Below are 22,905 nucleotides of genomic sequence, written 5' to 3' on the forward strand. Positions count from 1 at the left end.
TAGCCTACGTATACCCGTCGGTCACTGCCGTCACTCGCGGCACGCAGCGGCGGGAACAGCGCAGGAGACAATGGTCCGGTGCCGTACACCCTCGCCCATCGCACCGCCGATCTCACCCTCGAGACGGAGGTGAAGCACTCACGTTTCATCGCCGCCCTGCGGCGCGTCGAGGACGCAGAGGCGGCGCAGGCTTTCGTCCAGGATCAGCGGCGCGCGTATCCCGATGCGCGACATCACTGTTCGGCGTACATCATCGGAAACGGGCCCAGCGACCGGGTCGAGCGTGCGAGCGACGACGGCGAACCCGGTGGCACCGCGGGCATACCGATGCTGCAGGTACTCAAGGCCCGTGATCTCGTCGACGTCACGGTGGTCGTGACACGGTATTTCGGGGGAATCAAGCTGGGGGCGGGCGGACTGGTGCGCGCCTACTCGGGCGCGGTGGCCACGGCGGTCGATGCCGCACCGCTCGTGCGAAGGGAACTGCGCCACCTGCACACCCTCGCCGTCGGCCACGCCGAGGCGGGACGTGTCGAGTCGGAGTTGCGTGGGCGGGGCGTCGTCGTGGTGGACACGACTTACGGGGAATCCGCGGTCCTCACCCTCGCGGCGAGGGACTCGGCGGAACTGGCCGATCTGGTCGCTGCCGTCACGTCGGGGACGGGGACACTCGATCCGGCCGGGGAGATGTGGGTCGATGCCTGAACGACCCGTGCGCCTTTTTGGTAGCGGGAGCTACCAAAAAGGCGCACGGGCGCGGAGCGCCTAGGCCTGGACGGTCAGGCTCTGCAGGATCTCGCGAGCGAGCGCAGCGGTCTCGGACGGCGTCTTGCCGACCTTCACGCCGGCAGCCTCGAGGGCGTCCTTCTTGGCCTGCGCGGTGCCCGAGGAACCGGAGACGATGGCGCCTGCGTGGCCCATGGTCTTGCCCTCGGGGGCGGTGAAGCCCGCGACGTAGCCGACGACCGGCTTCGTGACGTTCGCCTTGATGTAGTCGGCGGCACGCTCCTCGGCGTCGCCACCGATCTCACCGATCATCACGATGACCTTGGTCTCGGGGTCCTTCTCGAACGCCTCGATGGCGTCGATGTGGGTGGTGCCGATGACCGGGTCGCCGCCGATGCCGATTGCGGTGGAGAAGCCGAAGTCACGCAGCTCGAACATCATCTGGTAGGTCAGCGTGCCGGACTTGGACACGAGACCGATCGGGCCGGTGCCCGCGATGTTGGCCGGGGTGATGCCGACCAGCGACTCGCCGGGGGTGATGATGCCGGGGCAGTTGGGTCCGATGATGCGGGTCTTGTTGCCCTTGGACACGTTGTACGCCCAGGCGTACGCCGAGTCCTGGACCGGAATGCCCTCGGTGATGACCACGAGCAGCGGGATCTCCGCGTCGATGGCCTCGACGATGGCGTCCTTGGCGAATGCCGGGGGGACGAACGCAATGGAGACGTCCGCGCCGGTCTTCTCGATGGCCTCGGCGACGGTGCCGAAGACGGGCAGCTCGACGCCGCCGTCGTGGGTGACGGTGGTGCCGGCCTTACGGGCGTTGACACCGCCGACGACCTGGGTGCCGGCCTTGAGCATCAGCGCGGTGTGCTTGGTGCCCTCGCCGCCGGTGATGCCCTGGACGATGACCTTGGAGTCCTTGGTCAGGAAGATAGCCATGTTTTTTGAGTCCCTTTACTTTGCGGCGAAGGCCAGCTCGGCAGCCTTGTCGGCAGCCTCGTCCATGGTTCCGACGACCGTGACCAGCGGGTGGGCGGCCTCGGCGAGGATACGACGACCCTCTTCGACGTTGTTGCCGTCCAGGCGGACGACCAGCGGCTTGTTGGCCTCGTCACCGAGCGTCTTCAGGGCGCCGACGATGCCGTTGGCGACCGCGTCACACGCGGTGATGCCACCGAAAACGTTCACGAACACGCTCTTGACCTGCGCGTCGTTCAGGATGACGTCCAGGCCGTTCGCCATGACCTCTGCGGAGGCGCCGCCACCGATGTCGAGGAAGTTGGCCGGCTTCACGCCACCGTGCTTCTCACCTGCGTAGGCGACGACGTCCAGGGTCGACATGACCAGGCCGGCGCCGTTACCGATGATGCCGACCTCACCGTCGAGCTTGACGTAGTTGAGGTCGTTTTCCTTGGCCTTGAGCTCGAGCGGATCCGTGGCGTCCTTGTCCTCGAACGCCTCGTGGCCGGGCTGACGGAACGCAGCGTTCTCGTCGAGCGTGACCTTGCCGTCGAGTGCGAGGATCTGGTCGTCCGGCGTGCGGACGAGCGGGTTGACCTCGACGAGGAGAGCGTCTTCGTTGATGAAGACCTCCCACAGCTTCTGGATCGTCACGGCCGCTGCGTCGAGCACCTCGGCGGGCAGCTTTCCTGCCTCGGCGATGCTGCGCGCGAACGCGAGGTCGACACCCTTGACGGCGTCGACGGGGATCTTCGCGAGAGCGTCGGGGTTCTCCTCGGCGGTGACCTCGATCTCGACGCCACCTTCGACCGAGCACATGGCCAGGTAGGTGCGGTTGGTGCGGTCGAGCAGGAAGGAGATGTAGTACTCCTCGGCGATGTCACTCGCCTCTGCGACCAGCAGCTTCTTGACGACATGACCCTTGATGTCGAGGCCCAGGATCGCCTCGGCGTTGGCCTGGGCGGCATCGGCGTCGGCGGAGTACTTCACGCCACCGGCCTTGCCGCGGCCTCCGACCTTGACCTGCGCCTTGACCATCACGGGCTTGCCGATTTCTTCGGCAATCTCGCGTGCGCCGGCGACCGTGTCGGTAACACGCCCAGCCGAAGTCGGCACCTCGTGCTTGGCGAAGAGTTCCTTCGCCTGGTATTCGAAGAGATCCATCTGCTCACCGTCTCGTCTGCGTTGACACCCGCTCGAGGGGTAGGAGCGGGTCTGTTTTGGACTTTAACCAGTTGCCGGGCCCGGTCTGCGCCCGCGTGTCTGCTATGTGGTCCACATCACGCGATATCACGTATTGAGGCGGGCCTCACCGCCGTCGACGGGGCGGACCTCACCGATTTCTGCTGCGTGTCGTGAGGGCCGCGGCAGCCGCAATCAACACTATGCCCACCGTTGTCGGGACGACACCGGCCCCCATTGAGGGATCGGTCACCCGGGCCGCGGTGAGCGGCCACGACAGGAGGTATACCCCCACCACAACGGCCGAACCGAGCAGGAGTGCCACCGCCCGGGCCGGCCGGGCACGTGAGGCGACGATCACTGCGAGGACCACCGCGACGCCCAGTAGGACGCGCCCCCACACGTCGAGGTTCCACGGGAACTCCGCGAACGACGCGGGCGCGTAGTCGTCGCCGCGTGCATCCGTCCCGTGGAAGAGCGGCAGTCCCAGTCCGACGAACGCGGCGACCGCCCCGAGACCACCGACCGCGAGGACCGCGATCGAGGTGGACGGCTCCTCGGACGTGTCGATCTCCTCACGTTCCGCCGAACCGGCGAACCACGTCAGCACGCCGGTGACGACAGCGGTGACGGCCGCACACCACAGCAGCGCGGCACCGATTCCGGCGCCGATTCCGGGGACGTCGGTGGCGAGCACGACGGACTGCGACACCGAGGCGACGGAGAACGGGATCGTCACCCACAGCACTCCGACCGCGGGCCGGACAGTGGAGGCGAACTCCGACAGCAGCAGCCAGACGCAGCCGACGACGAGCACGAGGGCGGCGACGAGCACGACCCGGGTGGCGTAGACATCGGGGCGCACGGCGTCGGCCGGGATGTCGAGGACGGGGAGCAGGGCACCGGCGGCGGCGAGCACGGCGGTGACGATTCCGGTGGTCCCGGCGGCGACGTGCCAGCGGGCGATTCGAGCGCGGGCCGCGGCGGCCTCGGCTCGCAGCGCCGCCTTGGCGACGCCCTTCGCGGACGGGGCGACGGCCCCCTTCTTCGCCGGGCCGCCCTGAGCCGGCGCGGACGACGAGGGGGTGGCGAGCGTCTTCACGATCCTGCTGTCGCGAGCTCGGTCGACCATCGGGATGCAGACACCGACGAGTACGAGGACACCGGCGCCGACGGTCCCCCACACCGCGCCGGGCCCGGGCTGGATCCGTTCGCCCGCGGCGAGTCCGGCCACCAGGCGCGTCCCGACCACGCCGAGCGCGGCCAGACCGGCCCCGACGAGCGCACCGGACGCGACGGGCGGCGAGATGGACGCCAGTGCGGAGGCGACCACGATCAGAACGGCCGCCGCCAGCAGCCCGGCGCCTGCGGACGCGGCGAGGTCCGACTCCACGACCGTCGGGACGAGGATGACCGGATCCTCGGACACGAAGGCAGGAGCGAACAGCGCGCCGACGAGCACGACGGCGGCGACCACCGCGACCGCGGACGGCAGGAATCCGACACGGGCGCCGGTCGCCCGTCCGACCTGTTCGGAGCTGCGGGCGTCGCCGTAACCGTCCATCAGCGATTCCCGGTGGACCGCGACCATGCCGAGGAGGCCGGCGAAGGCGATCAGCAGGTGTCCGCCGAGGGCGGCGTACGCGCCGGACCCGGCGGCGAGCTCGGCCGCCGTCTCGGGCCGGAACAATTCGAGTCGATTGGCGTCGATGGCGTCCGTCCACAGCTGCGTGTCGAGCACGGCGGCGCCGAGGGACATCGCACCGGCACCGGCCAGCAGCGCACCCGCCACCGCGGTGCGCCGGGCGAGAAGCGCGAGGACGGCGAGAACGGATGGGGCGAGGGCGAAGACGGCAGCCCACAGTGCGGCTGCGCCGATCGCGGACGGCGCGGCCACCCCGTCGGCCGAACGGACGGCGTGCAGGACGGGCGCCGAGGCCACTCCCACTCCCCCGACGAGACCCAGGACGACCGCGAGCACGCACCCCCGGCGCGCACGGGCGGGATCGGGCTCCTCGACGGCCGTCAGACCGGTGCCGCCGGACGAGGGAATACGTTCGGGCTCGGCCCTACGCCCGTCCGGAGATCGAGTTGATGACGCCACAGGCCGACGCTAGCGCTAACCCACTGCCTCCCCCACGTTGTGACACGCGTATTCAGGGGCGAGATTGAACCGAGACGAAAAGTGGGTTCGACGTTTCCCCAGCTCAGTTTGTGATGCCCGTCACATGTAGCCGTTCCTCCGCGTTACAGGTTGCGCGCATCGCAACCGTTTCGTTACCGTCGCCAAGGTCTAAGTCACAGGCAGGTCACGAGCAGGAGGGGGACGGGCGTATGCACCATCGCAGCCAGTTCACGGCCAGCCGTTTTGTGAGTCACCACGATGACGAGTTGCGGGGTCACAACGACGAAGTCGCGCCCACGTACCCCTCGAGGTCGGTCGAGCGTTATCCCGAGACCGATAGTTCTGAGATTTCACGCATGCTCTTCCGCAATTCGCAGTCCACACGCTCCACCCCCGACAGCGTCGACGCCGGCAACGGCTTCGAGACCATCGACACCGAGTCCGAGATTCCCGGCTTCACCCCCCGCAGCGGTTCCGAGTCCTTCGAGGGTGCACCCTCCCACTCCCGCCGCGGAGCCCACCGCATCCCGACTCCTCCCTCAGCTCTCAAAGGTCGCGCCGCAGTCCTCGCCGTCGCAGCGGGCGCCGTAGTCGCCGCAGGCCAGGCTGCCGTCACCAGCGGATCGTCCAGCTCCTCCGACCACTCCGAGGTCGCCCTCGCCAGTGACGAGTCGAGCACCATCGGAACCACCGCCGAGCCACAGGCCGCCCAGTTCTCCACGGTCGCCGACACCGCCGCGTCCGATTCGAACGCCCCGCAGGTCCTCAACATCGCGAACCCGACCGACCTGTCGCAGTTCAGCAACCTGCTCGCCAAGGGACAGCGTTTCAGCGAAGAGCGCGCCGCCCGCGAAGCCGCTGCCCGCCGCCCCCTGTTCGTCCTCCCCGCCGTGGGAACCTTCACCTCCAACTTCGGAAGCCGCTGGGGCACCCTGCACGCAGGCGTCGATATCGCCGCCCCCATCGGCACCCCCATCGTGGCCGTCGCCGACGGCGAGGTCATCGACTCGGGTCCGGCTTCCGGGTTCGGCATGTGGGTCCGCCTCAAGCACGCCGACGGCACCATCACCGTCTACGGCCACATCAACACCTCCACCGTCACCGTCGGCCAGAAGGTCATGGCGGGCGACCAGATCGCGACCGTCGGCAACCGCGGCTTCTCCACCGGCCCGCACCTGCACTTCGAGGTTCACCTCGCCGGCGAGAACAAGATCGATCCCCTCCCCTGGCTGGCCTCCCGCGGCATCAGCCTCGGCCCCGAGATGGACTGACCGAAACCTCTCGGCACCACCTGACACACGACTGCGGCGCATGCATTGCATGCGCCGCAGTCGTCTTTCGTGTCTCTACAGCTTGACCATCGGGACGCCACCGATCAGCATCAGCCGGACCTTGCCCGCGCTGCCGAAGTCGATGGTGACCGTCGCGGTCGGCCCTGCGCCCTTGGTCTCGAGGACCGTGCCGAGGCCGTACTTGTCGTGACTGACACGGTCGCCGACCGTGAGCACCAGGTTGTTGTTGCGGGAGCGGGCGGCGCCGAAGCTCGGCGTGCCCGCCGACCCGCCGCCGTAACCGGAACCGCCACCGAAGCCCTGGCCGCCGTATCCCGATCCACGCGCACGGCCACCGCCGATCGCGCCCCCCGAACCGATACCGGTGCCCGGGTCCTCACGACGCCAGTGCACGAGATCCGACGGGATCTCCTGCAGGAACCGCGACTCCGGGTTCTGGATGGGCTGGCCCCACGCCGACCGCATGACGGCCCGCGTCAGATACAGCCGCTGCCGGGCACGGGTGATGCCCACGTATGCGAGCCGGCGCTCCTCCGACAGTTCCGTGGGGTCGCCGAGAGCCCGCATGTGCGGGAACTGACCGTCTTCCCACCCGGTGACGAAGACGACGGGGAACTCGAGCCCCTTCGCGGTGTGCAGGGTCATCAGCGTGACGACGCCCTCGTCGTTGTCGGGTAGCTGATCGGAGTCCGCGACCAGGGACACCCGTTCGAGGAACGCGGCGAGGGAACCGGGATCGGGTTCACCGTCCCGGGCGTCGACGTCGCCGTCCTCCGGCGGTTCCACGAGGCCGGCCGCGTTCCGCGCGTCGGAGCTGAACTCACGCGCCACGCTCACGAGTTCGTTGAGGTTGTCGAGACGCGCCCCGTCCTGAGGGTCGCTGCTCGCCGCGAGTTCGGCGCGGTAGCCCGTCCGCTCCAGGACCGCCTCGACGACGTCGCCGATGTCGCCGAGCTGGTCGGGGACGACGTCATCCGCAGTGGTCTCCGGCGGGAGCATCCCCCGCAGTCCGTCCATGAGCTCGAGGAACGACGCGATGGCCTTCTGGGAACGGGTGTTCAGCAGCGGTACGCGGCCCTCACCGCCGTCCCGCAGTGCCTCCGCGAAGCTGATGCCCCGCTGCTCGGAATGGACGGCCACACACGCCTCGGCGCGGTCGCCGATGCCGCGGCGGGGTGTGTTGAGGATCCGGCGCAGGCTGACGGTGTCGTCCTCGTTCGCGAGGACCCGGAGATATGCGACGATGTCGCGCACCTCCTTGCGCTCGTAGAACCGCACTCCGCCGACGACCTTGTACGGAACGCCGAGCCGGATGAAGATCTCTTCGAGGGCACGGGACGAGTTGTTGGTGCGGTAGAACACGGCGACGTCACCGAACTTGGCATCGCCGGAATCGACGAGCTTGTCGATCTCGGACGCCACGAACGACGCCTCGTCGTGCTCGTTGTCCGCGACGTAGCCGGTGATGAGCTCACCCACACCCGAATCGGTCCACAGCCGCTTCTCACGCCGGCCGGTGTTCTTCGAGATCACCGAGTTGGCCGCCGACAGGATGTTCTGGGTGGAGCGGTAGTTCTGCTCCAGCAGGATGGTGCGGGCGTCCGGGTAGTCGCGCTCGAACTCCTCGATGTTGCGGATCGTGGCGCCGCGGAACGCGTAGATCGACTGATCCGCGTCGCCCACCACACACAGCTCGGCCGGGGCGACCCGGTGGTCCGCGTCCTCGCCGTCCGCGGTTCCGCCGACCAGCTCGCGCACCAGCATGTACTGGGCGTGGTTCGTATCCTGGTACTCGTCGACCAGCACGTGGCGGAACCGTCGCCGGTAGTACTCCGCCACCTGGGGGAACGCCTGCAGCATCGCGACCGTCTCGCCGATCAGGTCGTCGAAGTCCAGCGCGTTCGCCGAACGCAACCGCTGCTGGTAGTGCCCGTACACCTTGGCGATCAGCCGAGGCAGTTCCGCCGGATCCTTGTCGGCGTCGGCGCTCGCCTGCTCGGGATCGACAAGCTCGTTCTTGAGATTCGAGATGTGGGTGGCGAGCAGCCGAGCCGAGTAGCGCTTGGTGTCGATGTTGAGATCCTTGGCGATCATCGTCAGCAGTCGCCGCGAGTCGTCCGCGTCGTAGATGGAGAAGTTCGAGTTGAGGCCGGGGAGCAGCGCCGCCTGGGCCCGGAGGATCCGCACGCAGCTCGAGTGGAACGTGGACACCCACATGCTGTTGGCCCTGGGGCCGACGAGGTGGGCGACGCGTTCCCGCATCTCCGCGGCAGCCTTGTTGGTGAACGTGATTGCCAGGATCTGACCGGGCATCACCCCCCGCTCGGCCAGCAGATATGCGATGCGGCGGGTGAGCACAGCCGTCTTGCCCGAGCCCGCACCCGCGACGATCAACAGCGGAGAACCGGCGTGCACGACCGCTTCCCGTTGCTGTGGGTTGAGGCCCTGGAGGAGCGCATCGGACCCTGCGCGCGCCGGTGCAGCGGCGTGCGGAGTCGACGTGGCGCTCAGGGGAGAAGCGGTGCCGGAGATAGTGTTCATCAACTATCAAACTTACCGGCGTGTACCGACAGCGTCACAGCCGCTTGGCCTGCGCGGTACCGCCATGGCAAACTGGTACACATGTTCAGTCCGCCGTCGCGCCCCCTGTGGCGATTTTTTTACGGGTACCGGCCTCCGGTGCCCGTGAACTGAACAGCTCACGAGCCCCGAGGTCCGCACCGGATCCGGGGCTTTTTTCGTCAAACGAGCCTGGATCGGTAACGACTCGAGCCAAAACAACGATCCAAGTTCTGACAAGAGGGAGACGAACCAATGAGCACTCAGACCGTCGCATCAGCCGCCAAGGAAACCGCTGTGCCCACCAGCGAGGCCGAGATCGAGGTTCTCCGCCAGGAGATCGACAAGCTCGACGCCGAGATTCTCGCCGCTATCAAGCGCCGCGCAGAGGTCTCGCAGCTCATCGGGCGCACCCGGATGGCGTCCGGCGGTCCCCGCCTCGTCCACAGCCGTGAGATGAAGGTGCTCGAGCGGTTCAACGAGCTCGGCCAGGAAGGCCACACACTCGCCATGCTGCTGCTGCGCCTCGGGCGCGGCCGCCTCGGTCACTGATTTCCCGAAGCGGCCCGCCCGTCCCCCGACGGCGGTCGCTACGGCTCGAGTGCCACGTACTTGGTCTCCAGGTACTCCTCGATGCCTTCACTGCCCCCTTCGCGCCCGAAGCCTGACGCTTTGACGCCGCCGAAGGGGGCAGCGGTGTCCGAGATGACTCCCCGGTTGATGCCGACCATGCCCGATTCGAGGGCGTCGGCCACCCGGAGTGCACGGTCCAGATCCCGGGTGAAGATGTACGACGCCAGGCCGAACTCCGTGTCGTTGGCCGCGGCGATGCCCTCCTCCTCGGTGTCGAACCCGGCGATCGCGACCACCGGCCCGAACACCTCCTCCTTCAGGATCCGAGCCTGCGCGGGGATCTCGTCCAGCACGGTCGCCGGGTAGAAGTAACCGGGACCTTCCGGTGCGACCCCGCCGAGCCGCACCCGGGCACCGGCGCCGACGGCGTCCTGCACCAGTTCCCCGACCTTCTCGAGTTGGTCCGCGTTGATCAGCGGGCCGAGCGTCGTGTCGGAATCCGTGCCGGGTCCGAGCGTGTACGAGGACAGCTTGTCGACGAGCTTCGCGGTGAACTCCTCCCGCACACTGTTCGCGACGTGGAAGCGATTGGCCGCGGTGCAGGCCTCGCCGCCGTTGCGCATCTTGGCGAGGACGGCGCCCGCCACCGCCTTGTCCACGTCGGCGTCGTCGAAGACCACGAACGGCGCGTTCCCGCCGAGTTCCATGGACGTGCGCAGCAGCCCCTTCGCCGACTTCTCGACGAGCATCCGGCCGACCCCGGTCGAGCCGGTGAACGTGAGCTTCCGTAGCCGGGGGTCGTCGAGCAGTGGACCGGTCACCTCCCCCGACTTCGACGTCGGCAGCACGGACAGCACGCCCTTCGGGAGCCCCGCGTCGGCCATCACCTCGGCGAGCAGGAGCATCGTCAACGGAGTCTCGGAGGCGGGTTTGACGATCATCGTGCAGCCGGCCGCCAGTGCGGGTCCGATCTTGCGGGTGCCCATCGCGAGCGGGAAGTTCCACGGTGTGATCGCCAGACACGGCCCGACGGGTTGCTTGGTCACCAGGATGCGTCCGTTCCCCGCGGGTGCCGGTGTGTAGCGGCCGGCGATACGCACGGCCTCCTCGCTGAACCACCGGAAGAACTCGGCGCCGTACTTGACCTCCGCCGCGCTCTCCGGCAGCGCCTTGCCCATCTCCAGCGTCATCAGCAGCGCGAAGTCGTCGGCCCGGGCCGTGATCTTCTCGAACACCGCGCGGAGCAGTTCCCCGCGGTCACGTGCCGGCGTCGCCGCCCACTCCCGCTGCACCGCGACCGCGGCGTCGAGCGCTTTCATCGCGTCGGCGGGACTGGCGTCCGCGACCTCGGTGAGCGCGTCACCGGTGGCGGGGTCGAAAACGGTGAACGTGGCGCCGTTCTCGGCGTCACGCTTCTCGCCGCCGAGGAAGAGGGTTGTGGGAACGGTTCGCATGAGTTCGACAGCATCCATGACGTCCATCATGCGCCGCACCGAAGTTCGCACGGAAGTTTCGACGCGCGGGCATTAAGCTCAAATCTCGTGAGCTCAGACATCACCGGAACCGCTGCCTGGCAGAAATTGCGTGATCATCACGCTCAGATTCAGTCCGTCCATCTTCGAGAACTCTTCGAGAAGGACCCGGCACGCGGGCAGGAGCTCACCGTCTCGGCCGGCGACCTGTACATCGACTACAGCAAGCACCGCATCGACCGCGACACCATCGGGTTGCTCCTCGAACTGGCCCGCAGTGCCGACCTGGAGGCACGCCGGGACGCGATGTTCGCGGGCGAGCACATCAACACCTCCGAGGACCGCGCCGTCCTCCACACGGCGCTGAGGCTGCCCGCCGACGCGTCTCTCGTCGTCGACGGGCAGGACGTCGTCGCCGACGTCCACGAGGTCCTCGACCGCATGGGCGACTTCACGGATCGGGTGCGCTCCGGTGAATGGCGCGGCGCGACGGGCGAGCGAATCAAGACCGTCGTCAACATCGGTATCGGCGGATCGGATCTGGGTCCGGTGATGGTGTACCGCGCGCTGCGGCACTACGCCGACGCGGGCATCAGCGTCCGGTTCATCTCCAACGTCGACCCCGCCGACCTGGTGCGCAGCCTGCAGGGCCTCGACCCGGCCACCACCCTGTTCATCGTGGCGTCCAAGACGTTCTCGACGCTCGAGACGCTCACCAACGCCACCGCCGCGCGTCGGTGGCTGCTGGGCGGTCTCGGCCTCGGAAACGAAGCGGTCGCAAAGCATTTCGTCGCCGTCTCGACGCACGCGGATCGGGTGTCGGAGTTCGGAATCGACACGGCCAACATGTTCGGATTCTGGGATTGGGTGGGTGGCCGGTACTCGGTCGATTCCGCCATCGGGCTGTCGGTGATGGCGGCGATCGGCAAGGAGCGTTTCGCGGAGTTCCTCGCCGGCTTCCATGCCGTGGACGAACACTTCCGGACGGCGCCGCTCGAGGAGAACGCGCCGGTCCTGCTCGGCCTGATCGGCCTCTGGTACTCGAACTTCTTCGGCGCCGAATCCCGTGCCGTGCTGCCCTATTCCAACGACCTCATGCGGTTCGCGGCCTATCTGCAGCAGTTGACGATGGAATCGAACGGCAAGTCGGTGCGCGCCGACGGCACACCCGTCCCCACGTCCACCGGTGAGATCTTCTGGGGCGAACCCGGAACCAACGGGCAGCACGCCTTCTACCAGCTCCTGCACCAGGGCACGCGGCTCGTCCCCTCCGATTTCATCGGTTTCGGCGAACCCACCGACGACCTGCCCACGGCGGACGGCACCGGCAGCATGCACGACCTGCTGATGAGCAACTTCTTCGCCCAGACGAAGGTCCTGGCGTTCGGCAAGACGGCCGAGGAGATCGCGGCCGAGGGAACGCCCGAACATCTGGTGCCGCACAAGGTCATGCCCGGCAACCGGCCGTCCACCACGATCCTCGCGCCGAAGCTCACCCCGTCGGTGATCGGACAGCTGATCGCCCTGTACGAGCACCAGGTATTCGTCGAGGGCGTCGTGTGGGGCATCGACTCGTTCGACCAGTGGGGTGTCGAGCTCGGCAAGACGCAGGCCGTCGAGTTGCAGCCGGTGCTTACCGCGGCGGAAGAACCGGCCACGCAAAGCGATTCGTCGACGGACAGCCTGGTGCGCTGGTACCGCCGTCAGCGCGGACGGGCCTGATTCACCAGCTCTCGGTGGTGTAGACCCGGCCCGACCGGTCCACCAGCCGGGCGCGCAATTCGTGCTGTTCGATCCAGCGGATCGCACCGATGCCGCGGGCGAGGGCAGCGACGCTGGCCGCGTACGCCCAGAGCGCGTCGTCGGCGATCACCGACACGGTCTCCCACTCGGTGGCGGTGGGCGGTTCGGCAGCCGGGGGCGCGAACGCCGTCGCCATCGCCGTCCCGTTCACCAGTTCGACCTCGCCGTCGCCGGGCACCGGGATCTGCCAGCCGCCGGCGGGACAGTGCCCGGCCGTCGCGACGACGTCGCCGATACGCACGGCGGCCCCGCACTCGAGTTGGCGGGCCACCAGTTCCGCCGCCCGGTCCACCGTGTCGGCCTTGGCGGTGTCGGTGATGTCGAACGAGGCGCCCCACGGCGCGAACACGACGTCGTCGTCGATCTGGACGTCGAGGAAGCTGGGTGCCGGGTGCACGGTGGGGATCAGGTCCTCGTCAGGAGATTCGGTGGCGAGCGGGTTCACCACCCCGTCGGTCATCCGGGCGGCCCAGAGCGCCGACCGCAGCAGTGCGGACATCCGCCGGCTGACCTTCACCGGCGCGCCCTGCGAGAGGTTGACGGCGTGGATCTCGGCGTCGCCGCGGTGGATGTCGCAGACCGATTCGGTCTCGTCGATGACGGCCGCGATCAGCGCTGCAGCCTCGGGTAGGGCGGCGCCTTCGGTGACGTCGACTTCCACGACGGAACCCCACACCTTCCATTTCTCGACGCTAACCATGGTGTTCTCCGTGTGCGGTCCGTACAGCGCTGCACTTCCAGTATGCGCCGGCTGTCCAGAGGTCGGCCTCCTGCGACCACCTCGACCGGTCGTACACTTCGCTGGTGAGCGCCCGATTGAGCGTCGTCGACGAGATGTTCCTGCGCACCCATCGGGGGTGGGGAACGCCGATCGTGATGCAGGGCCTGTGGCGTACCGACGGGGAGGTGACCGCCTCGACCCTCGATGCCCTGAGCGCAGACTTCGCCCGCGGACCGCTGGGAAGGCGGGTGGTGCGTCCGCGGATTCCCGGCGCGCGGCCCCGGTTCGAGCCGAGTACCGACGCCTTTCCCGTCGAAGACGCGGAGATCCAGGCCGGGGCGGTCCTCGCGTGGGCCGACGAGCAGGGCTCGTTGTCGGTGGACCCCGAGCGAGGTCCCGCCTGGCGTCTGGCGTGCGCACGACCGGCGGGCGGAGGCACGGTGCTGTCGCTGGTGTGTTCGCACGTGATCGCGGATGCGCGCGGGCTGGCGGCCGCCATCGCGGCGGCGCTGCGGGGACTACCCCCGTCGGATCAGGGAGGTGCGGAAGGCGCTGTCGCGGACATGTGGGACGCCACCCGGCTCGCCCGCCGCGTGACCGAGGGAACCGTGCGTGCGGTCACCGGTCTCGTGGTGAGCGGGGCCCGTCGCGCGGAACTCCGCCGCTTCCTGCACGTGAGTGGCAAAGCGTCCCCCGGCACACTTTGCCACTCACCTGTGTCGGCGGTGCTGGACGTGGACGCCGAGCAGTGGGACGCCGCCGCGGAGCAGGCAGGCGGAACCCCGAACAGCCTGTTCCTGGCCGTGGTGGCCGAATTGGCGCGGCGGGACGGCGAGTCCCGCCCGCTCACGATCAGTGTGCCGATGGACCTGCGGGGCGCGGCCACCTCGTCGGGTACCGCGAACTCCGTCGCCATGGTCGAGGTGGATGTCGGCCCGCAGGACACCGTCGCGGACGTTCGGGCGGCGAGCCGCGCGGCGTTCTCCGCGCCCGCGATGACGAGTCCGGCCGGGTTCCCGGAGGAGATGCTGCAACTGGTCCCCGACCGGGTGGCGCATGCCCTCACGGGCAGACCCGGCGAACGGGACGTGCTGTGTTCGAACATCGGACCGCTACCCGAGGCGCTCGTCTCGATCGGCGGTCACCGCGCCACCGGCATCGCCACCCGGGCCGTGCATCCGGGTGTCGTGACCAGCCGCACCCGGCTCTCCGCCTATCTCAGCCGATTCGGCGACAACTACACCCTCGCGCTCGAATCGCTGGACAGTCCGGACCGCGCGGAACTCCGGGAGCGGGCGACGACCGTCCTCGCCCGGCACGGTCTCGATGCCCGCGGCTGGTGAGTCAGGACTCGGACGCGGGTTCGGCGTAGGGCTGACGCGCCGACTGCGGATCGCCGTAGGTGATCGCCCGCTCCCGGCGCGTCCGCGACGCCAGCGTGACGGCCCAGTTGAGCAGGGTGCCGAACCGGTTGCGGTACCCGGCGAGGAACGCGATGTGGATGGCGCCCCACGACACCCAGCCCAGGAACCCGGACATCCGGATCGGGCCCGCCTGAAGCAGCGCATGCCTGCGGGCGATGTACGCCGCGCTCCCCAGGTCGCGGTACTTGAAGGGTTTGCGGTCGGGCGTTCCCCCCGCGACCGTGCGGGCGATGCACCCACCGACGTGCTTGCCGCCCTGCATCGCGACCTCGGCCACGCCGGGGAGGTCGTTCAGCGACATCAGGTCGCCGATCACCCAGACGTTCGGGTGTCCGGGCACGGTGAGGTCGGGTTCGACGGCGATGCGCCCGCCCTGAATCTGCTTCACGCCCAGCGCATTCGCGAGAGCTTCCGCGAACGGCACGGCCTCGACGCCCGCGGTCCAGAGGATCGTGCGAGCCCCGTAGCGCTTCTTGGTGCGCGCAGCATTCTTGGCCGTCGTCTCGATGCTGGTCTCGCAGACGTCGGTGACGTGCACCCCGAGGTGCGTTTCGACGCCGATCTTGTCGAGGGTGCGCTGCGCCGCCGCGGACAGTTTCCGATTGAACGACGGGAGAACGCGGTCGCCGCCGTGGAACAGCAGAACCCGGGCCTCGCAGGGGTCGATGGACTGGAACTCGTGGGCGAGAGCGTGCACGGCGAGTTCCCGGATCTGGCCCGCCAGTTCGACCCCGGTGGGCCCACCGCCCGCGACGGCGAAGGTCAGCCACGGCCTGCGTTCCTCCGCGGTGGGCAGCGATTCGGCCATCTCGAAGGCGCAGATCAGCTTCCGGCGAATGGCGAGCGCGTCGTCGAGGGTCTTCATCCCCGGCGCCCATTTTATGTACTCGTCGTGCCCGTGGTACGTCTGTCGCATGCCCGCGGCGACGATCAGGTAGTCGTAGGGCAGGTCGAATGTGGATCCGTCGAAGCGACTGGCGGTCAGGACCCTGCTGACGGCGTCGATCGCGTGCGCCTCCCCGAGGGCGACGTGCACGTTGCGGTTGCCGCGCAGCAGGTGCCGCAGCGGGCTGCTGATCTCGCCCTCGGAGAGCAACCCCGTCGCGCATTGATAGAGCAGCGGCTGGAAGAGGTGGCTGGTTCCCCGGTCCAGCAGGGTGACGTCCACGTCGACGTCGCGGAGCCGCCGGGCGGCGTGGATTCCGCCGAACCCTCCCCCGACGATGACGACACGCGGCCTCGAACGCTGCAGGCCGAGGGACGAGGATTCCTGGGCGGTCGTCATAGGTCAGTCCTACACGAACCGGGATGTCCATGCATGAGGAAGGAATCTCAATGCGAGGTCGATTCCTCGCCATGTGATTCCGGGTAGCGCAGCGCGGTTCGTCTCCTTCTCGATGGCCGCGACCATCGCATCGACGCCGTCGTCGAGGGTGGCCGTCATCTTGGCAGTGTCGCCGGCCCGGCCCGACATGTCGGTGGCGATGTACCCGGGCAGCAGCGTGGTCACCACGATCGGACTCTTCGCCAGCTCCGCGGTGAGCGCCTCGCCGAGGGCCGACACTCCGGCTTTGCTCGCCGAGTACGCCGCCTTCGGGCCGGGCAGACCACGATCGGCACTGATCGAGGACACGAGCACCAGGTGCCCGGCGTTCTGTTCGCGGAAGATGCCGAGCGCCGCCTCGCACTGCGACAGGGCACCGACGAAGTTGGTGCGGACGGTGGCGAGATTGGCGTCGGCCCGGCCCGTTCCGATCCGGGCCCCTTTGCCGAGTCCGGCGTTGACGACGACGCGGTCGAGCCCGCCCAGCTCGGCGCGCAGTTCCCCGAAAACGCGGATCACCGCGTCATGGTCGGTGACGTCGAGTTCGCGGATGGCGACGGTGATCCCGGGATGCGCCGCCCGCAACTCGTCACGCACGGACTCGAGCCGCTCGACGCGTCGCGCACACAGCGCGAGGTCTCGTCCCTGGGCGGCGAACCGGCGAGCCATCTCCTCGCCGAGTCCCGAGCTGGCCCCGGTGATCAGAATCTTCTGCCGTCTCATTCCGCCACACTATCTACCCGCGGGTAACAACGCGAGGGGCCCGCCTGAACCTCTGACATCCACCACCGACCGGCTTACGGTTACAGGTATGACTGACTCGGGGAGCGGCGCGGAAGAGTTCGATGTCATCGTGATCGGAGGCGGCCCCGCCGGTGAGAACGCGGCGAGTTACGCCATCGCGGGCAGCGACCGCACCGCGGCACTGATCGAACACGAACTCGTCGGCGGGGAATGCTCCTACTGGGCGTGCATGCCCAGCAAGGCACTGCTGCGTCCCGGTGAGGTCCTCGGGGCGGCGCGCAACATGCCCGGGGTGTCGGCCGGTCCGCTCGACGTGGACGCCGTGCTGGCGCGACGCGACTCGTTCACCGGCAACCACGACGACTCCTCGCAGGTGATGTGGGCCGACTCGCAGGGGATCGACGTCATCCGCGGATCGGCACGCATCACCGGGGACCGCACGGTGACGGTCGGCGATTCCCGCCGGCTGCGCGCCCGGCACGCCGTCGTGGTCGCCACCGGGACGACCGCCGCGGTCCCCGACACCCCCGGCCTGCGGGCGGCGTTGCCGTGGATCTCGCGGGACGCCACCAACCTGAGAGAGATTCCGCGCCGGGTCGCCGTGATCGGCGGCGGCGTCGTGGCCTGTGAGAGCGCGACGTGGCTGCTGGACCTCGGCGTCGAGGAACTGACGATGGTGGTGCGCGGCCGGGCGCTGCTCCCCAAGAACGAGCCGTTCGCCGGTGAGCGGGTGGCCCGCTCGCTGGAGAAGAAGGGTGCGCGGGTCCTGTTCGGCGCGGACCTTCGCGGCGTCGAGCGGGCCGACGCCCGGGACACGGGGATCGGCCGCATCCACGGCGGCCCGGTGACGCTGGACGTGGCGGGACAGGAGCCGCTCGTCGTCGACGAGGTCGTCGTCGCGACCGGGCGCACGCCGGCGACGGCGGCGCTCGGCCTCGACGCGCGACTGCTGAACTCCCACGGATACCTCACCACGGACGACCACCTGACGACGGCGGACGAATGGTTGTACGCCGTCGGCGACGCCAACGGCCGCGCGCTGCTCACTCACATGGGCAAATACCAGGCCCGCGTCTGCGGCGACGTGATCGCCGCGCGCGCCGAGGGCAGGCCGCTGGAGGGGGCCCGCTTCCGGGCGACCGCCGATCACGGCCAGGTTCCCCAGGTGGTGTTCGCCGACCCGGAGGTCTCGGCCGTCGGGATCACCGAGAAGGAGGCACGCGACGCCGGCGTGGACGTGGAGACCGTCGAGGTCGACATCGCCGTCGCCGGCTCGTCACTGGCGCGCGACGATTTCAGTGGTCACGCCAAGCTCGTGATCGACCGGGCCACCGACACCCTGGTCGGGGCGACGTTCGCGGGCACGGATGTCGGCGAGCTCATCCATGCCGCCACCATCGCGCTGGTCGGGAAGGTGCCGCTGGACTCGCTGTGGCACGCGGTCCCGTCGTACCCGACCGTGAGCGAGGTGTGGCTGCGGCTGCTGGAGGCGCGGCGCTGAGCCGAACGGAACACCGTCGGCGGAGGTGAATGTCCCCTCAGGCGGTCTCCGTATAGTTTCCGACATGGCGTCTGACACTCTCACAACCGACACGCTGGTGAGGACGACCGCAGGGGTGGTCCGTGGCCGGCGCGTCGGCGACCTGGTCGCGTGGCGGGGAATTCCCTACGCGGCTCCCCCGGTCGGGCCGCTGCGGTTGCGCGCACCCCAGCCGGTCACGCCGTGGTCCGGTGAGTTCGACGCCTCCGAATTCGGCGACGCCGCCGTGCAGCACAAGAAGTTCACCGTTCTCCGGCCAGGCAAGTATCAGCCGTCCAGCGAGAACTGCCTGACGCTCAACGTGCTGGCCACGCCCGGCACGTCCGGGGCACGCCCGGTGATGGTGTTCATCCACGGCGGCGCGTACACGCTGGGCATGTCGGCGACCGCGCTCTACGGCGGACAGTCGCTGGTCCGCCGCGGTGACATCGTGTACGTGTCGATCAACTACCGCCTCGGATCGCTCGGATACCTCGACTTCACCCAATTCTCCACCTCCGAACGACCTTTCGACTCCAACCTCGGACTCCGAGACCAGGTCGCCGCACTCGAATGGGTGCAACGCAACATCGCCGAATTCGGCGGCGACCCCGACAACGTCACCGTCTTCGGCGAATCCGCGGGCGCCAACGCCGTCACCACACTCATGACCACCCCCGCCGCGAAAGGACTGTTCGCGCGGGCCATCTCGGAGAGTTCCGCCCCCGGCCTCGTCACCACCGCCGACCGCGCCGCCCGGTGGGCATCCGACTACGTGACGCTGCTCGGGGCCGAACCGGACACCGCCGCAGAGGCCCTCGCCTCGTCACCGGTCGGCGCACTGGGCCGGGCCGGAAATCGTCTCGGCGCGAAAGTGCTGTCGGAGACGCCGGGACTGCACCCGTTCGGACCCGTGATCGACGGCGACTTCCTGCCGAAGCCGCCGCTCGACGCGTTCGCCGACGGCTCGGCGCACCGGGTACCGCTGATCATCGGTACCAACGCCCGCGAGGGCACCCTGTTCCCGAAACTCCTCGACGCGCTGCCGACCGACCCCGACCGGATCGGGCGGATGTTCGCACTCACCGACCCCGGCGCCGAGGCCCGCGTCACCGCCGCGTATCCCGGCTACCCGGCGCCGGACGCGGCCACCGACCTGGGCGGCGACCTCACGTTCTGGAAGCCGTCGATCGAACTGGCCGAGGCCCATTCCGCGTTCGCCCCCACCTTCAGCTATCGTTTCGACTTCGCTCCGCGCGCCATGAAATGGCTCGGACTGGACGCCACACACGGATTCGAGTTGTTCGCGGTGTTCGACATCGCCGACACCCTGATCGGCCGCGGCCTCACCCTGCCGGGCGGTCGTCGCGGGCTCAAGGACGTGACGGACACCGTGCAGCGGCACTGGCTGCACTTCGCCTCGCAGGGAACACCGTTGGCGTCGTGGCCGCAGTACGACACCGACAGGAGGGCAACACTCGTGTTCGACACCGTCACCACCGTCCAGGACGATCCGCGCCGGGAGCGCAGGCTGGCCTGGGAGGGGTACCGGGGCTATTACGGGCAGGGCCTGTGAGCGCTCTCGAGGTCCACACCGAAGCCGGCGCCGTCGGAGGACGCCGGATCGACGACCTGACTGCCTGGCGGGGTATCCCCTACGCCGCTCCCCCCGTCGGGCCGCTGCGGTTGCGGGCCCCGCACCCGGTCGAACCGTGGTCGGGGGTCCGGCGGGCCTTCCACTTCGGGTCCCCCGCACCGCAGGGCGATGGGACCGACGAGGACTGTCTCACCCTCAACGTGCTCGCCCCCGGGTCCACATCCGAGTCGCCGCGACCGGTGATGATGTTCATCCACGGCGGCGCCTACTCCGGCGGGTCTTCGTCCTCGGCGCTCTACAGCGGCGAATCGCTGGTCCGCCGCGGCGACATCGTGTACGTGTCGATCAACTACCGCCTCGGATCGCTCGGATACCTCGACTTCACCCAATTCTCCACCCCCGAACGACCTTTCGACTCCAACCTCGGACTCCGAGACCAGGTCGCCGCACTCGAATGGGTGCAACGCAACATCGCCGAATTCGGCGGCGACCCCGACAACGTCACCGTCTTCGGCGAATCCGCAGGCGCCAACGCCGTCACCACACTCATGACCACCCCCGCCGCGAAAGGACTGTTCGCGCGGGCCATCGCGGAGAGCCCTCCGGTGGCGTCGGCGTACCACCCCGAGCGGGCGGCGCGGTGGTCGCGCGAATTCCTCGAGATCGCCGGGGTCCCGCTCTCCGAGGCCGCGACGTGGCTCGCGACCGCCGACCCGGCCGACTTCGTCGAAGCGGGGACGACACTGGCGCACCGGGGCGCCGACGAGGAACCGGGAACCCGCGCGTTCGCGCCCGTCGTCGACGGCTTCTTCCTTCCCACGCATCCGCTCGACTGCTTCGCGTCCGGTTCCGGGCACCCGGTTCCGCTGATCATCGGCACGAACCGCCACGAGGGCAGGGTCTTTCCCCGGTTCCTGAACATCCTGCCCACCGATCCCGCCCGGATCGACAAGATGTTCTCGCACGTGGACGCGTCGGTGAAGGAACGGGCCATCGCCGCCTACCCCGGTTATCCCGGGAGGCGTGCGGCCGCGGACCTCGGCGGCGACGTGACGTTCTGGGAACCGTCCGTCCTGTGCGCGCAGGGTCACACGACCGTCGCACCGACCTACAGTTACCGGTACGACTTCGCACCCCGGTTGCTTCACATCCTCGGGCTGGGCGCCACCCACGCGACGGAGATGTACGCGGTGTTCGGGCTGACCGGGCCGTGGGCGCGGCTGCTCACCGCGCTCGGGGGCCGCCGCGGGTTGCGGGCCGTCACCGACACCGTTCAGTCGCACTGGCTGCATTTCGCCCGGCACGGGACCCCGGCACCCGGATGGCCCCGGTACTCGCCGGAGCGCCGCGAGACGCTCATCATCGACGCCACGAGCCGGGTGGAGAACGATCCGCTCGGTGAGCGTCGACGCGCCTGGCTGGGGTACGAGCACCGACGCTAGCCGGCGGCAGTCGCGGGCGGATTCGCGGTGTTTTCGTTCCCCGGTGCGACCCTCCCGGTTGCCCTAGTCTCGTAGAGACCTGCATTCGGGAGGCGAGAATGACCGAGTCGAACGATCTCGCAGGCCGCACCATGGTGGTCACCGGTGCCACCTCGGGGCTCGGCCTGGAGACCTGCCGCCAACTCGCACGCCGCGGGGCCACCGTCGTTCTGGTCGGCCGGGACCAGGACAGGATCGACGCGGTGATCGCCGAACTGTCCGAGAACACCGACCGCGACCGGCTGAACTCGGCGCTCGCCGACCTGTCCTCGCTCGACCGTGCACGCAGGCTGTCGGAGGAACTGCTGCACCGGTTCCCGCGGATCGATGTGCTGGTGAACAACGCGGGCATCGACGTGGGGCATCGTCAACTGACGGTGGACGGCTTCGAAGAGATGTTCGCCGTGAACTATCTCGCGCCGTTCGTGCTGGCGACGTCGCTGGCTCCGGCGATGGCGCAGGCGTCGACCGCCGACGCCGCCGGTTACCGGCATCCGGCACGCATCGTCGACGTCAGCTCGTCGGGACATCGCGGCGGGCACCTCGACTTCGACGACCTCGACGGCACGAAGGACACGTTCCACGGCCAGCGTGCGTACAACAACTCCAAACTCGCCCTGACCCTGTTCACCCGCGAGTTGGCGCGCCGGTCCGATCCGGCGAGGCTGGTCGTCAATTGCGCCGACCCCGGGTTCGTCCGCGGCACCTCCCTCGGGCGGGGTCTGTTCGGCTACCAGGTGGTGGGGACACTCCTGACCCCGTTCGCGTCGGACGTCGCGAAGGCAGCGGACACGGTGGTCTGGACCGCCACCGCGACGGAGAGCGGCAAGTTCACCGGCGAATACGTCAAGGGCTGCAAGGTTGTTCACCCGAGCAAGGACGCACGTGACGCCGAACTCGCCGCGCGGTTGTGGGACGCCACCGAGGCACTGCTCGCCGGCCGCGGTGCGGCCCGCCGCTGACGCCGGTCAGTTCGGTTCCTCGAAGAGCGACAGCACGTTGCCGTGCGGGTCCCGGAACCACGCGACGCGGATGCCGTCCGGGGCGCGCCAGGCGGCGTGCTCGTCCTGATCCATGCCCGGGTACTCGGTGAACTCGATGCCCTTGCTGCGCAGTGTTTCGACGACCTTGTTCAGGTCGCCGACCTTCCACCCCAGCACCGTGTACCCGGTGTCGGCCTTCGCCTGCACCAGCGTGACCCGGAGCAGGGAGCCGTTGCAATCGAGGGCCAACGCGAACTCGTCCCGTGAGACGAGCGTCAGCCCCAGGGTCTCCACGTAGAACATCTCCGAGACGTCCAGATCGGTGCTGGCCACGAAACTCACGAGCTCACCCTGAAGACTCATGAATCAACTGTGCCCCGCGCACCCGCGGGCAGGCAAGAGCGCGGGCTCACTGAC

Annotated in this window: 18 protein-coding genes; 9 read left to right on the forward strand and 9 right to left on the reverse strand. The window is 68.9% G+C overall.

Annotated elements, in window-relative coordinates:
- Positions 1 to 78 precede the first annotated feature (78 nt).
- Entirely contained in the window at positions 79 to 705 is a 627-nt protein-coding gene (locus QM693_RS29020; protein WP_283354042.1) for an IMPACT family protein, read from the forward strand.
- A 60-nt stretch (positions 706 to 765) separates the two neighbouring features.
- On the opposite strand, the gene sucD is transcribed toward QM693_RS29020, so the two are convergent.
- From sucD to QM693_RS29035, 3 genes are all read right to left on the reverse strand, one after another.
- On the reverse strand, positions 766 to 1,668 hold the full coding sequence (gene sucD / locus QM693_RS29025; protein WP_005238543.1) for a succinate--CoA ligase subunit alpha: 903 nt from the start codon (positions 1,666 to 1,668) through the stop codon (positions 766 to 768).
- A gap of 15 nt (positions 1,669 to 1,683) precedes the next feature.
- Positions 1,684 to 2,853 carry an ADP-forming succinate--CoA ligase subunit beta gene (gene sucC, locus QM693_RS29030; protein ID WP_005238541.1) on the reverse strand — a complete coding sequence of 390 codons (1,170 nt, stop codon included), beginning with the start codon at positions 2,851 to 2,853 and terminating at the stop codon, positions 1,684 to 1,686.
- A gap of 169 nt (positions 2,854 to 3,022) precedes the next feature.
- Complete coding sequence (locus QM693_RS29035; protein ID WP_283354043.1) at positions 3,023 to 4,975, reverse strand: hypothetical protein; 1,953 nt, start codon at positions 4,973 to 4,975, stop codon at positions 3,023 to 3,025.
- A 230-nt stretch (positions 4,976 to 5,205) separates the two neighbouring features.
- On the opposite strand from QM693_RS29035, the gene QM693_RS29040 reads away from it, so the two are divergent.
- On the forward strand, positions 5,206 to 6,267 hold the full coding sequence (locus QM693_RS29040) for a M23 family metallopeptidase (protein ID WP_283354044.1): 1,062 nt from the start codon (positions 5,206 to 5,208) through the stop codon (positions 6,265 to 6,267).
- Between the two features lie 75 nt (positions 6,268 to 6,342).
- On the opposite strand, the gene pcrA is transcribed toward QM693_RS29040, so the two are convergent.
- The gene (pcrA, locus tag QM693_RS29045; RefSeq protein WP_283354045.1) at positions 6,343 to 8,829 is read right to left on the reverse strand and encodes a DNA helicase PcrA; all 2,487 of its coding nucleotides are present in this window, start codon (positions 8,827 to 8,829) and stop codon (positions 6,343 to 6,345) included.
- A gap of 273 nt (positions 8,830 to 9,102) precedes the next feature.
- Here pcrA and QM693_RS29050 point away from each other — a divergent pair, with 273 nt between their 5' ends.
- Positions 9,103 to 9,399 carry a chorismate mutase gene (locus QM693_RS29050; protein ID WP_005238528.1) on the forward strand — a complete coding sequence of 99 codons (297 nt, stop codon included), beginning with the start codon at positions 9,103 to 9,105 and terminating at the stop codon, positions 9,397 to 9,399.
- Positions 9,400 to 9,437: 38 nt separating this feature from the next.
- Here QM693_RS29050 and QM693_RS29055 read toward each other — a convergent pair whose 3' ends face one another.
- Positions 9,438 to 10,892, reverse strand: coding sequence for an NAD-dependent succinate-semialdehyde dehydrogenase (locus QM693_RS29055; protein WP_283354046.1), 1,455 nt, complete (start codon positions 10,890 to 10,892; stop codon positions 9,438 to 9,440).
- Between the two features lie 69 nt (positions 10,893 to 10,961).
- Between QM693_RS29055 and pgi the strand changes: the two genes are divergently transcribed.
- Complete coding sequence (gene pgi, locus QM693_RS29060; RefSeq protein WP_283354047.1) at positions 10,962 to 12,614, forward strand: glucose-6-phosphate isomerase; 1,653 nt, start codon at positions 10,962 to 10,964, stop codon at positions 12,612 to 12,614.
- A 1-nt stretch (position 12,615) separates the two neighbouring features.
- Here the strand turns inward: pgi and QM693_RS29065 are convergent, their stop codons facing one another.
- Positions 12,616 to 13,395 (reverse strand): FAD:protein FMN transferase, encoded by a 780-nt coding sequence (locus QM693_RS29065; RefSeq protein ID WP_009478830.1) that lies wholly within the window; start codon positions 13,393 to 13,395, stop codon positions 12,616 to 12,618.
- Between the two features lie 104 nt (positions 13,396 to 13,499).
- Between QM693_RS29065 and QM693_RS29070 the strand changes: the two genes are divergently transcribed.
- Positions 13,500 to 14,759: a hypothetical protein gene (locus tag QM693_RS29070; protein ID WP_283354048.1), complete on the forward strand. Its 1,260-nt coding sequence runs from the start codon at positions 13,500 to 13,502 to the stop codon at positions 14,757 to 14,759.
- Between the two features lies 1 nt (position 14,760).
- Here QM693_RS29070 and QM693_RS29075 read toward each other — a convergent pair whose 3' ends face one another.
- Complete coding sequence (locus tag QM693_RS29075; RefSeq protein ID WP_283354049.1) at positions 14,761 to 16,125, reverse strand: NAD(P)/FAD-dependent oxidoreductase; 1,365 nt, start codon at positions 16,123 to 16,125, stop codon at positions 14,761 to 14,763.
- 9 nt (positions 16,126 to 16,134) lie between these two features.
- A complete protein-coding gene (locus tag QM693_RS29080) occupies positions 16,135 to 16,887 on the reverse strand; it encodes an SDR family oxidoreductase (protein ID WP_280784125.1) in 753 nt (250 codons plus the stop codon).
- 88 nt (positions 16,888 to 16,975) lie between these two features.
- Between QM693_RS29080 and QM693_RS29085 the strand changes: the two genes are divergently transcribed.
- From QM693_RS29085 to QM693_RS29100, 4 genes are all read left to right on the forward strand, one after another.
- Positions 16,976 to 18,409: a dihydrolipoyl dehydrogenase family protein gene (locus QM693_RS29085; protein ID WP_283354050.1), complete on the forward strand. Its 1,434-nt coding sequence runs from the start codon at positions 16,976 to 16,978 to the stop codon at positions 18,407 to 18,409.
- Positions 18,410 to 18,473: 64 nt separating this feature from the next.
- Positions 18,474 to 20,003: a carboxylesterase/lipase family protein gene (locus QM693_RS29090; RefSeq protein WP_283354051.1), complete on the forward strand. Its 1,530-nt coding sequence runs from the start codon at positions 18,474 to 18,476 to the stop codon at positions 20,001 to 20,003.
- Entirely contained in the window at positions 20,000 to 21,466 is a 1,467-nt protein-coding gene (locus tag QM693_RS29095; RefSeq protein WP_283354052.1) for a carboxylesterase/lipase family protein, read from the forward strand. The genes QM693_RS29090 and QM693_RS29095 overlap by 4 nt, the downstream gene beginning before the upstream one ends.
- 98 nt (positions 21,467 to 21,564) lie before the next feature.
- On the forward strand, positions 21,565 to 22,467 hold the full coding sequence (locus QM693_RS29100; protein WP_283354053.1) for an SDR family oxidoreductase: 903 nt from the start codon (positions 21,565 to 21,567) through the stop codon (positions 22,465 to 22,467).
- 6 nt (positions 22,468 to 22,473) lie between these two features.
- Here the strand turns inward: QM693_RS29100 and QM693_RS29105 are convergent, their stop codons facing one another.
- The gene (locus QM693_RS29105) at positions 22,474 to 22,851 is read right to left on the reverse strand and encodes a VOC family protein (protein ID WP_280784131.1); all 378 of its coding nucleotides are present in this window, start codon (positions 22,849 to 22,851) and stop codon (positions 22,474 to 22,476) included.
- Positions 22,852 to 22,905 lie beyond the last annotated feature (54 nt).

This window comes from Rhodococcus sp. IEGM 1305, assembly GCF_030058635.1.
Taxonomy (GTDB): domain Bacteria; phylum Actinomycetota; class Actinomycetes; order Mycobacteriales; family Mycobacteriaceae; genus Rhodococcus_F; species Rhodococcus_F opacus_D.